Origin of the sequence: Desulfovibrio piger, from assembly GCF_900116045.1 — a bacterium.
GTDB lineage: Bacteria > Desulfobacterota > Desulfovibrionia > Desulfovibrionales > Desulfovibrionaceae > Desulfovibrio > Desulfovibrio piger_A.
Genome location: NZ_LT630450.1, coordinates 373,380 through 386,166, shown reverse-complemented (window position 1 = coordinate 386,166; position 12,787 = coordinate 373,380). Strand labels below are relative to the sequence as shown.

At 62.4% G+C, this 12,787-nt stretch carries 11 protein-coding genes; all 11 read left to right on the top strand.

Going from position 1 to position 12,787, the window contains the following annotated elements; translation table 11 throughout:
- Positions 1 to 270 precede the first annotated feature (270 nt).
- The 11 genes from DESPIGER_RS01910 to DESPIGER_RS01860 all read left to right on the top strand — a co-directional run bounded on the left by DESPIGER_RS01910 (position 271) and on the right by DESPIGER_RS01860 (position 12,770).
- Positions 271 to 1,140 (top strand): hypothetical protein, encoded by an 870-nt coding sequence (locus DESPIGER_RS01910; RefSeq protein WP_231927607.1) that lies wholly within the window; start codon positions 271 to 273, stop codon positions 1,138 to 1,140.
- 103 nt (positions 1,141 to 1,243) lie between these two features.
- Positions 1,244 to 2,311 (top strand): helix-turn-helix transcriptional regulator, encoded by a 1,068-nt coding sequence (locus tag DESPIGER_RS01905; RefSeq protein ID WP_072332325.1) that lies wholly within the window; start codon positions 1,244 to 1,246, stop codon positions 2,309 to 2,311.
- A 307-nt stretch (positions 2,312 to 2,618) separates the two neighbouring features.
- Positions 2,619 to 4,199: a nickel ABC transporter substrate-binding protein gene (gene nikA / locus DESPIGER_RS01900; RefSeq protein ID WP_072332322.1), complete on the top strand. Its 1,581-nt coding sequence runs from the start codon at positions 2,619 to 2,621 to the stop codon at positions 4,197 to 4,199.
- A 77-nt stretch (positions 4,200 to 4,276) separates the two neighbouring features.
- On the top strand, positions 4,277 to 5,218 hold the full coding sequence (opp1B, locus tag DESPIGER_RS01895) for a nickel/cobalt ABC transporter permease (protein WP_072332319.1): 942 nt from the start codon (positions 4,277 to 4,279) through the stop codon (positions 5,216 to 5,218).
- Complete coding sequence (gene opp1C / locus DESPIGER_RS01890; RefSeq protein WP_072332316.1) at positions 5,219 to 6,043, top strand: nickel/cobalt ABC transporter permease; 825 nt, start codon at positions 5,219 to 5,221, stop codon at positions 6,041 to 6,043.
- Entirely contained in the window at positions 6,040 to 6,876 is an 837-nt protein-coding gene (locus DESPIGER_RS01885) for an ABC transporter ATP-binding protein (protein WP_072332313.1), read from the top strand. The genes opp1C and DESPIGER_RS01885 overlap by 4 nt, the downstream gene beginning before the upstream one ends.
- Entirely contained in the window at positions 6,873 to 7,727 is an 855-nt protein-coding gene (locus DESPIGER_RS01880) for an ABC transporter ATP-binding protein (protein WP_072332309.1), read from the top strand. Before DESPIGER_RS01885 ends, DESPIGER_RS01880 begins: the two co-directional genes overlap by 4 nt.
- A gap of 19 nt (positions 7,728 to 7,746) precedes the next feature.
- Positions 7,747 to 9,108 carry an MATE family efflux transporter gene (locus DESPIGER_RS01875; protein ID WP_162273846.1) on the top strand — a complete coding sequence of 454 codons (1,362 nt, stop codon included), beginning with the start codon at positions 7,747 to 7,749 and terminating at the stop codon, positions 9,106 to 9,108.
- 26 nt (positions 9,109 to 9,134) lie between these two features.
- Positions 9,135 to 10,070 (top strand): M14 family metallopeptidase, encoded by a 936-nt coding sequence (locus DESPIGER_RS01870; RefSeq protein ID WP_083575248.1) that lies wholly within the window; start codon positions 9,135 to 9,137, stop codon positions 10,068 to 10,070.
- Between the two features lie 195 nt (positions 10,071 to 10,265).
- The gene (locus tag DESPIGER_RS01865; protein WP_072332306.1) at positions 10,266 to 11,198 is read left to right on the top strand and encodes a LysR family transcriptional regulator; all 933 of its coding nucleotides are present in this window, start codon (positions 10,266 to 10,268) and stop codon (positions 11,196 to 11,198) included.
- Positions 11,199 to 11,225: 27 nt separating this feature from the next.
- Positions 11,226 to 12,770 (top strand): outer membrane homotrimeric porin, encoded by a 1,545-nt coding sequence (locus DESPIGER_RS01860; RefSeq protein ID WP_072332304.1) that lies wholly within the window; start codon positions 11,226 to 11,228, stop codon positions 12,768 to 12,770.
- The last annotated feature ends 17 nt before the right edge of the window (positions 12,771 to 12,787 follow it).

Genomic DNA, 12,787 nt, shown 5'->3' with positions numbered 1-12,787 from the left:
CAACACAAAGGAAATCGGCATATTATTTTTACCAACACATATTTTTTCATAGTCTCCATATTATGGAACACTATACCTGCATACTGCCCCTATCAGGAGGTCCGTCTGCCCCCCTGCGACAGAGCGTTCCCGTACGGAACAGGCTCCGGTGGTCTTTTGCCTGCCCCCGCAGGGCCAACCGCGGATGCCCGGATCACCGTGATGCGGCCCCTCCCCGGCACAAAGGGACAAAAACGGCCTGCCGCCGGACATCCAGACAGGCCCCTGCCCATGATCTTAACCAAGGAGAACGACATGATGTATCTGCGTCTGCATGAAAACAGCCCGGAATTCCCCATCGGCCATGACCTTTTGCTCGGTCTGGCCAGAGCCCTGGGACGACGGGGCGGCTACCCGGACCTTGTTTCCGCCCTGCTGGAACTCCATATCCCGTCCCTGGCCATAGAATTGCTCGACGGATCTGCTCTGGAAACGGAGCACAGGGACCGCCTTTGGGCATCCGGTGATCTGGAAGTCCGGCGCGCCTTGGTGGATGGCATGGATTTCATCAGGAATCTGACGGACAAACAGGCAGAAGACATCATCGAGGCCGATGATGTCTTCATGTTGCGCCGTCTGGCGCACTGGATCGAACTGCTGGAAGGCGATCTTTCGGAACAACGCATGTCCCCTGCCAGACGTGATGCCTTATGGCTGCACCTGCGCCAGCATCCCGACATGCGTGTTCTGCAGGCCCTGGCTGCCAACAGCGCCCTGCCTGATGCCATCGCCATCCCGGTGGGCGAACGGCTCCGGCTTGGTCTGACCTTGAACAGCAGCGCCTTCCGGAGCCTGCGGCTGGACGAGATCCCTGCCCTGCTTACGGTCTCCACCTCGGCTCTCATCAACCTTGCCAGGCACGTGGAAGACATCCCCAACCAGGAAGTCCGGCATGCCGTTCTGGAAGCATTGCTTTCCTTCCCTGATCCGGCCGTGCGTATGGAGCTGGCGGGGTATACGACCGAGGATGCCGCCATCCTGACGAGGCTCCTTGCCGACACTGATCCCGGCGTCAGAGCGGCTGCCAGGGAAAACCTGGAAGAACTCCGCAGGATCGAGGAGGAAGAGGACGAGGACGAAGAGGAAAGAGAAGACGACTGATCCCCGTCCCGCATGATGGGCATACTCTGCCGGGAAGGAAAAGGCTCCTTCCCGGCAACAGCGCCTCACCCGAAACGAGGCAAGACAGGCTACAGGAGGCCTTATGGGAAAAAAATGGTCAGAGAGCCGCCCGGCGGAAAAGATGCTCTCGCTCTACACCCTGCTGCTGACATCGTCCCAGCCTGTACGGCTCACGGAGCTTTCCCGGCTCCTCAACTGCGCCAAGCAGTCCGTGACCCGGCTCATCGACCAGCTGGAAAGCTCCCATTTCGGCAAGATCGTCCGGCATCAGCTGGGGCGTCAGGTGGCCTACAGCCTGGACAGACCCAGGCACCGCCCCTGTACGAGCCTCGATGCCGAGGGGCTGCGCCAGCTGGCCCTTTGCCGGGAACTGCTGCTGCACTTCCTGCCGGACGACATGCACCGGGTCATGCGTGACAGTCTGTATCAGGCGGCCGCCCTGCTGCCGGACACGGAAAGCCTGCCGCCCGGCGGTATCGGCGGGCGCTTGAGCAAGGGCCATATCGACTACGGGCCCTTCGCGGCCACGCTGGACTGTCTGACCGGGGCCATGCGGGAACGCCAGATCTGTACCGTGAGCTACCGTGCCGCCCTGCACCGGCAGGAAAAGACCTGGCAGTATGCGCCGCTGCGCCTGCTGGCCTACCGCGAGAGCCTGCTCGTGCAGGGCTATATGGTCACGGATGAAGGGCCGGTGGAACGCCTGTTCCATGACCCCACCCTGCTGGCACTGCATCGCATCACCGCCTGCCGCGTCACCGGACGCAGCTCCGTCGCCCTGCCGGACATCCCCGCACCGTCCGGCGAGGGACTGGGGATCATGGCAACGGAAGAAGAGCCTTTCGCTGTCAGCGTACGCTTTGCCCCTGAGGCCGCCACCTACGCCGCGGAACGCCGCTGGAGCCGGGATCAGCGTTGTGAGCCCCATGACGATGGTTCCGTCACGCTGCATATCAAGGCACACAACGAGGCGGAATGCCTTTCCTGGGTGCTGGGCTTTGGCGACCGGGCCCAGGTGCTGGCTCCTGACTGGCTGCGCAGGGAGGTCAAAAAAACGGTCCATGCCATGACCCGTCTGTACCGCAGCCCGCGCAAGCTGGCGAACATGGCTGAAAGCGGTGGTTCACCCGCTGCGGACTATCCCCTGTGACCGGGGACGCACCACAGGGCAACAGGGCCCGCGCCGCATGGCCTTGCCGTATGATCCTGCGCCGACAGGCCGCTTTCCCCGACCCCTGCGCGGGCATGAGGACGCCAGGCAGCCCGTGCTCTCCTCACATGCCTGTTTGCCGCATGGGAGAACGGCCCCGCCGGGGCCCCATGCGCCGCACCCGGGGGTGATTCCCCCTTCCTATCACGGGCAATGGGAAAAAAGTATTTTGCGGCATCGGCAGTCTGTGGCATAGGTATTGTGGAAATGAAAATAAAATTCTATTCCAAAACGAAGGACGGACTGCATGACCATTCATTCCACATTCGGCAAACTGGCCGTGTCCCTGGCCCTGGCGGGGGCGTTCCTGTTGCCCGGCCTTGATGCCCGGGCCGCGGACGACACCCTGAATTTCGTCAATTACCGGGATGTCCGGGATCTCAATCCTCACCTGTATGCCGGTGAGATGTACGCCCAGGAAATGCTCTTCGAGACCCTGGTGGACATCACGGCCGACGGCTACAAGCCCTGCCTGGCCGAAAGCTGGGATATCTCCGCCGACGGCAAGGTCTACACCTTCCATATCCGCAAGGGGGTCACGTTCACCGACGGGACCCCGTGCGATGCGTTTGCCGTCAAGGCCAACTTCGACGCCATCCTTGAGAACCGCGCCCGCCATACCTGGCTGGAGATGATGCATCTGCTGGAAAAGGTGGATGCCCCCGATGCCCATACATTCCGCATCTTCATGAAAGCCCCCTACTGGCCCATGCTCACGGAACTGGGCGTGACCCGCCCCTTTGCCATCATCTCGCCCAAGGCCATGAAGAACGGCTCCACCAAGGACGGCGTGACAGCCTATGTGGGCACCGGGCCCTACAAGCTGACCAAGGTCGTCACGGACGAATACACCGTGTTCGAGGCCAATGAGACCTACTGGGGCGAACAGCCCAGGATCAAGCGTGTGGTGGTCAAGGTCATCCCTGACAACCAGACGCGCATCCTGGCCCTGGAAAAAGGCGAGATCGACCTGATCTGGGGCAAGAACATGCTGGATGCCGATGCCCTGAACAAATACAGGGACAGCAAGGGATTCGGCGTCGCCCTTTCCGCCCCCACCTCCACCCGGCACATCGTCCTCAACGGCCAGAATCCCGTACTTGCCGACATCCATGTCCGCAAGGCCCTGCAGCATGCCACCAACCGCGTCGCCATCGCCAGGGGCGTGTTCCACAATACCGAACTCCCCGCGGACACGCTGTATGCCCGCAGCGTCCCCTATTGCGACATCGACCTGAAGCCCTATGAATATGACATGGCCAAAGCCGCCAGGATACTGGACGAGGCCGGCTGGAAACCCGGCTCCGACGGCATTCGCCGGAAGGACGGCAAACGCATGGAGCTGGGGCTGCTCTACAACAGCAACAGCGTGACGGAAAAGACCATCGCCGAATACCTGCAGCATGAATACGGCAAGCTCGGCATCAGGGTGAGCCTGCGCGGCGAGGAAGAACAGTCCTATCGCGACAACATGAAGAACGGCCTGTTCGACATGATCTTCAACATATGCTGGGGCATGCCTTACGACCCGCAGTCTTCCATGGCCGCCATGCGCCAGCGCGTCTACGGCGACTATGCCGCCCAGCTCTCCCTGCCCGACAAGGCCCAGATCGATGCGGCCATCACGGAGATCATGTCCTCCACCGACCCGGTCCGCAGGCAGGAGCTTTTCACCTTTGCCCTGACCCATCTGCATGAGGACGCCATCTACATCCCCCTGACCTACGAGACCAACAAGGCGCTCTTCACCAAGCGCCTCAAGGGGGTGGGGTTCAACCAGACCCAGTACGAAGTGCCGTTCACCAGAATGTACTTTGAAGGGAAATAGCGGGACGCAAGTCCCCGCAGGGAAGGGCTATCCCGCCACAGGCCAGCCCTTCCCTGCCTTCCCGCCCGGATCGCCTCATGAAAAACTACATCATCATGCGCCTGCTGGCCACCGTGCCCCTGCTGCTGGGCATCTCCTTCCTGTGCTTCGTCTTCATCAACCTCATCCCTTCCGACCCTGCCGAGGTGGCCCTGCGCATCCGCCAGACCCCCATCATCACGGAAGAACTCATCGCCCAGACCCGTGCGGAACTGGGCCTGGATCAGCCATTTCTGGTGCGCTATGCCCACTGGCTCTGGGACTGCCTGCACTTCGACCTGGGCGTGAGCTACACCAACCCTGCGCGGACGGTGCTGGGCGAGATAGGCCGCTGTCTGCCGGCCACCCTGGAACTGGCCGGGCTTTCGCTGGTCTATGTCATCGTGCTCAGCCTGCCCATCGGTTTTTTGAGCGCCGTCTACAAGGACACGTGGTTCGACCGCATCATGCGCGGCGTGGTCTTTGCCACCACGGCCATGCCTGTCTACTGGGTGGGCCTGCTGCTCATCTGGATCGTCAGCATCAGGCTGGACCTGCTGCCCACCAGCGGCTACGGCGGCTTTTCCAGCCTCATCCTGCCGGCCTTCACCGTGGCGCTGAGCTATATCTCCACCTATATCCGCCTGATCCGCAACAACATGCTGGAAAACATGCGCGAGGATTATGTGCTCTATGCCCGGGCCCGCGGCCTGAAGCAGCGCAGCATCCTTGTGCGCCATATCCTGAAGAACTCCCTGCAATCCTGCGTGACCGCCATCGGCATGAGCATCCCGCAGCTCATCGCCGGTACCATCGTGGTGGAGAACGTGTTCGCCTGGCCGGGGGTGGGGCGCCTGTGCATCGCCTCCATCTTCAACCGGGACTACCCGGTCATCCAGGCCTATGTGCTGCTGGTAGGCGTGCTTTTCGTCTTCTTCAACCTGTTCTTCGACATCCTGCAGTATGTGGCCGACCCGCGCCTGCGCGAAAGGAAAGCGTAAATGTTGCAACAACTTTTCAAGAATCCCATGGCGCTGCTGTGCATGGGGATCGTCCTGGTCACGGCCCTGCTGGGCATCTTTGCCCCGTGGGTGGCACCCAACGATCCCTACGCCAACGACATCCTCAACAAATTCGACAGCCCTTCCTGGCACTATCCCCTGGGCACGGATCATCTGGGACGCTGCGTGTTCTCGCGCATGCTCTTCGGCATACGGCCCACGCTTTTCCTTTCCCTGCTGACCATGCTGGGCACCATCGGGCTGGGCGTGATCATGGGCATCACCGCCGGCTACTTCCGCGGCACGGTGGACGAGGTCATCATGCGCGTGGTGGACGTCATGCTCTCCTTCCCCAGCCAGATCATCATCCTGGCCGTGGTCGCCCTGCTGGGCGTGGACATCCGCAACGTGGTCATTGCCAGCATCTTCATCAAATGGGCCTGGTACGCCCGCATGATCCGCACCGCCACCATCAAGTACACGGGCATGAACTTCGTGCTCTTCTCCCGCAGCATCGGCTCGGGGAACTTCTACATCCTCACGCGGCACATGCTGCCCTGCATCGCCGCGGAACTGGCCGTGCTGGCCTCGCTGGATACGGGCTGGGCCATCCTCAACATCTCCACCCTCTCCTTCCTCGGGCTGGGCGTCCAGGCCCCCGTGCCCGAATGGGGTGCCATGCTCAACGAGGCCAAGAACGTCATGGTCTCCAATCCCGAACAGATGATCGTCCCCGGTATCGCCGTGGTGGTGCTGGTAGGGGCCTTCAACATGCTGGGCGACTGCCTGCGCGATGCCCTTGATCCCAAGGCGGTGCGCCAATGAATGCCATCCTCACCGTCAGGGACCTGTCCGTGCATTTCCGGCAGGGAAAACGTCTGGTGCAGCTGGTGGACCGGGTCTCCTTTTCCGTGGCCAGGGGCGAATGCCTGGGCATCCTGGGAGAATCGGGCAGCGGCAAGAGCATGACCTGCAAGGCCCTGCTGGGCCTGCTGGACGACAACTTCCAGGTCACCGGCAGTTCCCGCTTCGAGGGCAGGCCCCTGCTGAGCCAGACAGCGGAACAGCTGCGCCGCCTGCGGGGGGGCAAGATCAGCATGGTCCTGCAAAATCCCATGTCCTGCTTCGATCCCCTGTACCGCATCGGGGAGCAGATGGCCGAGACCCTGCAGGAGCACACCGCCCTGAACGGCAGGGCCCTGCAAAAAAGGATGGAGGCCATCCTCCGCCTGATGCGCATCCACGACCCCGCGGACGTGTTGCGCAAGTATCCGCACCAGCTTTCGGGCGGCATGCTGCAGCGCGTCATGATCGGACTGGCCATCTGCATGCAGCCTTCGCTAATCATCGCCGACGAACCCACCACAGCCATCGACTCCATCAGCCAGTACGCCATCATGCAGGAATTTCTGCGTATCAAGCGGCGGGGGGAAGTCTCCATGATCTTCATCTCGCACGATCTCGGCGTGCTGTCGCTCATCGCTGACAAGGTCATCGTCATGCATGACGGCAAGGCGGTGGAAAGCGGTACGGCGCAGGAGATCTTCGACAACGCCACGGACACCTATACCCGACACCTCATCAAACAGCACAGGGCCGTCATGCACCGCTTTCTGGATGCGCTGCACGCCCCTGTCCCGGGGAGGATACCCGCATGAACACACTGCTCCACGCAGACGGCATCCATGTCTCCTTCAAAAAAGAGAACCAGAAAAGCCTGTTCGGCCGGGAACGGCAGCAGGTCTTGCGCGGCATATCCCTGAGCCTCCGCGAGGGGGAATGCCTGGGCATCATCGGCGAATCGGGCAGCGGCAAGAGCACTCTGGGACGTGTGCTCGCCGGGCTGCTCAGACCGGAGCGGGGCACGGTGCGCATCGACGGCCTTGATCTGTACGCCAGACGTTCCGCCCGCGAGGCGTCCACCCTGCATCACAGCCTTTCCGTGGTCTTTCAGGACTATACCTCTTCGGCCAATCCCCGCTTCCGGGTAGAGCACATCATCGGAGAATCCCTGCGGGCCCTGGAGCGCGGCACGGGCCGGCGCATGGATCGCCGCGCCCGGACCTGCGAACTGCTGGAGCAGGTGGGGCTGCCGGCCGCCTTCATCTCACGCTATCCCCATGAACTGAGCGGGGGGCAGTTGCAGCGCGTATGCATCGCCCGGGCCCTGGCCATCCGGCCGCGCATCCTCCTTCTGGACGAGGCCATCAGCTCGCTGGACGCCTCCACCCAGGTACAGATCATGGATCTGCTCATCGGCCTGCGCCGGGATCTGGGCCTTTCCTACCTGTTCATCACCCATGACCTGACCAGCATCACCTATCTGTGCGACCGGGTCGTCTTCATCAATGACGGCACCATCGTGGAACAGGTGGACGATATCCGCCGCATCGCCATGATCCGCAACGACTATGCCCGCAAGCTGCTGGAGTCCGTCATGGGCATCGGTGTGGAACACGGCAGCGGTACGGCCCGCACCGGACAGGAACGTTACGCGGCCATCGCCTGAGCAGGAAAGGAGCGACTCCGTGCCTTTTGCCCCCGCGCAGACGGCCGCCACCGTGCCAGGCCCTTCCCGCAAGGAATATGCGGCCATGCTGCTGCCCTTCATCCTTTCCACGGTGACGCAACCGCTCATCGGCGCCGTGGATACGGCCGTCATGGGGCGCCTTTCCGACCCCGCCTATATCGCGGGAGTGGCCGTGGGGGCGGTCATCTTCAACACCCTGTACTGGCTGCTGGGCTTCCTGCGCGTGGGCTCCACGGGGTTCAGCGCGCAGGCCCTGGCCACCGGGGATACGGAGGCCGCCTGGAAGGCCTTTCTTCTGCCGGGCATCATGGCCCTGCTGCTGGGCACCGGCATCCTCCTGTGCCGGGATGCCATCCTTGCCGGTGCCATGCTCCTGTTGCGCCTTGATCCGGCCGCCGGAGAAGTAGCCGGAACCTATTACGATATCCTGATCTGGACGGCTCCCCTCACGCTGCTGAACTACGCCATACTGGGATGGCTCATGGGGCAGGCCCGCATCAGGGCCTCCCTGTTCATGCAGATAGGCGGCAATGCGGTCAACATGCTGCTCGACCTGCTGTTCGTGAGTCTGTTCGGCTGGGGGGTGCCGGGGGTGGCCGCGGCATCGGTGCTGGCCTGCCTGTTCTCCACCATCACCGGGCTGGCCGCCATGCGCAGGGCCCTGCCCCCCCTCCCCGCGCCGCTCCCCAGCCTTGTGCATGCGGGGGAAATGCTGCGCATGGCACGGGTCAACGGCCATCTGTTCCTGCGTACGGTCTGCCTGCTGGCCCAGACCAACATCTTCATGATCACCACGGCGTCTTTCGGGACCCTGACCATCTCGGCCAATGCCGTCATCCTCCAGATCATGCTGATATTCTCCTATGTTTTCGAGGGGATCGCCAATACATCGAGCGTGTTTGCCGGCAAGGCCGCCGGACAGGGCTGTGCCGCCATGCTGGAAAGGACGCGGCGCCATACCCTGCGCTGGTCCCTGGCGCTCCTGCTGGGCATGACCCTAGTCTATGCCCTGGGGCACGCGTCCCTGCTGCGTCTGTTCACCGACCTGCCGGAAGTCCTGGCAGCCGCGGGACGGTACGCGGACTGGGGCATATGCTTCCCGGCATGCGCGGCCCTGGGCCTGACCTATTATGGCCTGTTCACGGGCAGCAGCCTGACCCGCCCGGTCTTCCTCTCCACCCTGCAGGCCCTTGCGGCGTTCGGCCTGGCCTGGCTGGCGTTTGTCCCTTTCTGGGGCAACCACGGCCTGTGGGGCGCGTACCTGATCTTTTACGCCGGCAGGTCGTTCTTCCTGCTGCGCTACTGGCCCCGGCTGCGCAACGCGCCTTTTTTCAGGCATGACAGCGCGGCCCTCCGCTGAACCTTATCCCGACACAGGAGACCCGCATGGATCTTCATCAAGCTTCACGGGCGGAGCCCGCCCCGGGACGGAAAACGACCACCCTGCTCCGCGACCGTGACCTTGCCCTGCCCGTGACCACCATCCACGGCAACAGGCCGGGGCCGCGCGTGCTGCTCACCGCCGGCGTGCACGGGTGCGAATACTGCAGCATACAGGCAGCCATAGAACTGGCTTCCGAGCTGGACGGCGATGTCGTGGCCGGACGGCTGACCATCGTGCCTCTGGCCAATACTTCGGGCTTCACCGAGCGCCTGCCCGAGATCGTGGCGGAAGACGGCAAAAACCTGAACCGGGTCTTCCCGGGCAGGGCTGACGGCAGCCGGGCCGAACGGCTGGCCCACCTTATCACCGGCCTGCAGGACGACGCCGATTTCTATGTCGACATGCACGGCGGGGACCTGCACGAAAGCATGCACCCCCTCGTCTTCATCCCCGGCGTGGCCGGGGAGCAGGTCACAAGCAGGGCAAGAGAGGCTGCCCAGGTCCTGGATGTGGACGTACGCGTCCTCTCGTCGGCCACCACAGGGGCCTACAACTCCGCCGCCCTGCGCGGTGTGCCCTCCCTGCTCATCGAACGGGGCGGCAACGGTGTCTGGTCCCGGGCCGAGGTGGACGCCTACAAGCGGGACATCCGGGCACTGCTGGCCCATCTGCAGCTGCTGGCGCCCCTGGCGGGACTGCCGCACCGGGAACAGCGCGAGATCCGCGATGCCGTCTACCTGACGGCGAAGGACCAGGGGTGCTGGTACCCGGACGTCACCCCCGGCGCCCCTGTCAGCCGGGGAGAGACACTGGGGACCGTATGTGACATCTTCGGGCGTGTCATCGACTGCTACCGGGCCGAAAAGGACGGCATCGTCCTGTACATAACGGTCTCGCTGGCCGTGAAGGCCGGTACGCCCCTGGTGGCTTACGGCTAGGCCGGGAGCTTCCCGGCCCATGCCCCCATGCCCGCTTTCCCGGACGGCGCCCGCGCTCCGGGAGGGCAGGCCACGGGCATGCGGCATGCCCCGCCGCAGCCCTGCCAGCGGCACGAAAAAACGTTGCCGGCGCCTCCCTGCCCGGGCAGGCCGCCCTTTCCACACACCCTACACGCCCTTCCGGCAGGCACCAGCATGGAACTGCGCCAACTCGAACACTTTGTCACCACGGCGGATTTCGGCAGCACACGGCGTGCCGCCGAGACCCTGTACACCTCGCAATCCAGCGTGAGCAAAAATATCAGCATGCTGGAAGAAGAGCTGGGGGTCACGCTGTTCGTCCGCTCCAACCGCGGTGTTTCCCTGACGGAGGCGGGCAGGGAATTCTACGGCCAGGCCCACACCGTGCTGCAGAACGTCCGCCTCATGAAGCAGATGGGACGGCAGAAAAAATACAAGAAGATCAACATATCCTGCTATCCATCCACCATGATCTCACGGCTGTTCTGCTTTTTGTACAACACCATAAACCATGATGAATACAAGATGTCATTTCTGGAAGGGACGGTGGAGGATATCGTGGACAATGTCCATACCGGCATTTCCGATATCGGCATCGTCTACTTTTCCAGGGACCAGCAGAAATGCTTCTCCCATGTCCTTGCCCACAAGGACATCGAGTTCATCGAGATCTCGCAGCACGAGCCCTGCATCTATGTCGGTCCCAAAAATCCCCTGTATGACCGCAAAAGCATCAGTTTCGCGGATCTTGATGACAACAGCTTCATCCAGCCTGTCAATGACTTCTTCTCCATAGAGCATCATCTGGACAGGATCAGCGTCGGCATGGCCAAGGCAGCCGACTTCAAAAGCCTTTTCTCCACCAACAGCGACAACCAGATCATCGAGATGCTGCTGCACACGGACATCTGCAGCTTCGGCATCCGTCTGATGAATGATTCTTTCAGGAAGTATGCCATACGGGACATCCCCATAGACGGTTGCGGGAAATGCCTTTCTTTTGGCTATATCAAAAAACGCAACACGGTCCTTTCCAGGGAATACGAAATCTTCCTTGACCTGGTCAGGAAATATCTTTGCGATCCCCAAAACGGCAAAACAGCATGACAACCCATTGTCAAAGGAGTGAGGAACATGAAAAAACATCTGGCCATCCTTTTTCTTGCGGCCGGTCTGCTTCTGGGGGGAGCGCAGCAGGGCCAGGCCGTGGACTTCAAGGCCAGGGGCGTATGGATCAATATGCTCGAATACGGCGGAGGGGGGAATTTCGTCAAAAATGACCGTAACGGCCATCATGTGACCGGCTGGGGACGCTGGGGAGAGGATGAATTCGAGGCCAAGACACGTGTCCGCCTGCAGCTGGAGGCCATCGCTTCGGAAAGCCTTTCGGGGACAGTCTATTTCGAGATCGGTGCCGCCACCTGGGGCCGCTCCGCCAAGGGCGGCGCTCTGGGTGCCGACGGGAACATCGTCAAGATAAAGCACAGTTATCTGGACTGGGTCGTCCCCGGTACGGCCGTCAAGACCCGCATGGGCATCCAGCGCATCTTCCTGCCGGACTACGCCTCCGAGGCTTCGCAGGTCTTCGATGCCGACGTGGCAGGCATCAACGTCTCCGCCCCTCTCGGTGACCATGCCGCTGTGACGGCGTTCTGGGCACGGCCGTTCAATGACAACTGGAGCGGCGGGACAGACGGGACGAACCGCTACCTGGACAACGTGGACGTGTTCGGCCTGCTGCTGCCCCTGACCTTCGAAGGGGTACGCCTGACCCCCTGGGCCATGCTGGGCATGGTGGGCACCAATGCCTTCCGCTCCGGCGATGATTACTATGGCAGCGGCTACGGTTCGGGCATGGGGCCTTCGTGGTATGCCCTGCCCGCCCGCAAGGCGGACGGGACCTCGGCCAATGCCTACGGAACGGCGTTCTGGGCAGGTCTGACCGGCGAGATCACGGCTGCCGATCCCTTCCGCCTGGCCTGGAGCGTCAACTACGGCAGCTTCAACTCCGGTGAGGAGGCCCTGGACCGCAGCGGCTGGTATGCCTCTCTGCTGGCCGAGTACCGGCTGGCCTGGGGCACGCCCGGCATCTATGCCTGGTACAGCAGCGGTGATGACGACGATCCGACGAACGGTTCCGAGCGGCTGCCGTCCTTCGATTACAACAACGAATGCACCAGCGGATTTTCCGGCTTCGGGACGCTCGGGACCTGGACCATCGGCCGCGATGCCGTGCTGGGCTATACCCTGGCCGGCACATGGGGCTTTGGTGCGCGCATCAGGGACCTGAGCTTCATCGACAAGCTCAGCCACACCATCCGTGTCAACTTCTATAACGGGACCAACGCCCCCAGGATGGCCCGCTACATCAAGGGAGAGCTGGACGTCCCCGGTCATGCGGGCCGCAGCCTGTACGGCACGGCTTCGGATTTCAACAACGTCAACACCAACGGCGGCATCTACCTGACGCAACGGGACTATGCTGCGGAATTCGGCATCATGAGTTCCTACCAGATCTATGACAACCTGCGCCTGCTGGTGGAAGCCAATTATATAGCCCTCTGGCTGGACCAGTCGTCCCGTGTCTGGGGCGGTTTCAGCAAGGACGGCAGCTGGCACCGCGCCAACAGCATCGAGGATGCCTGGAACGTCAACATGAGCTTCATCTACAAGTTCTAGCTCCCGGAAGGCGCAGT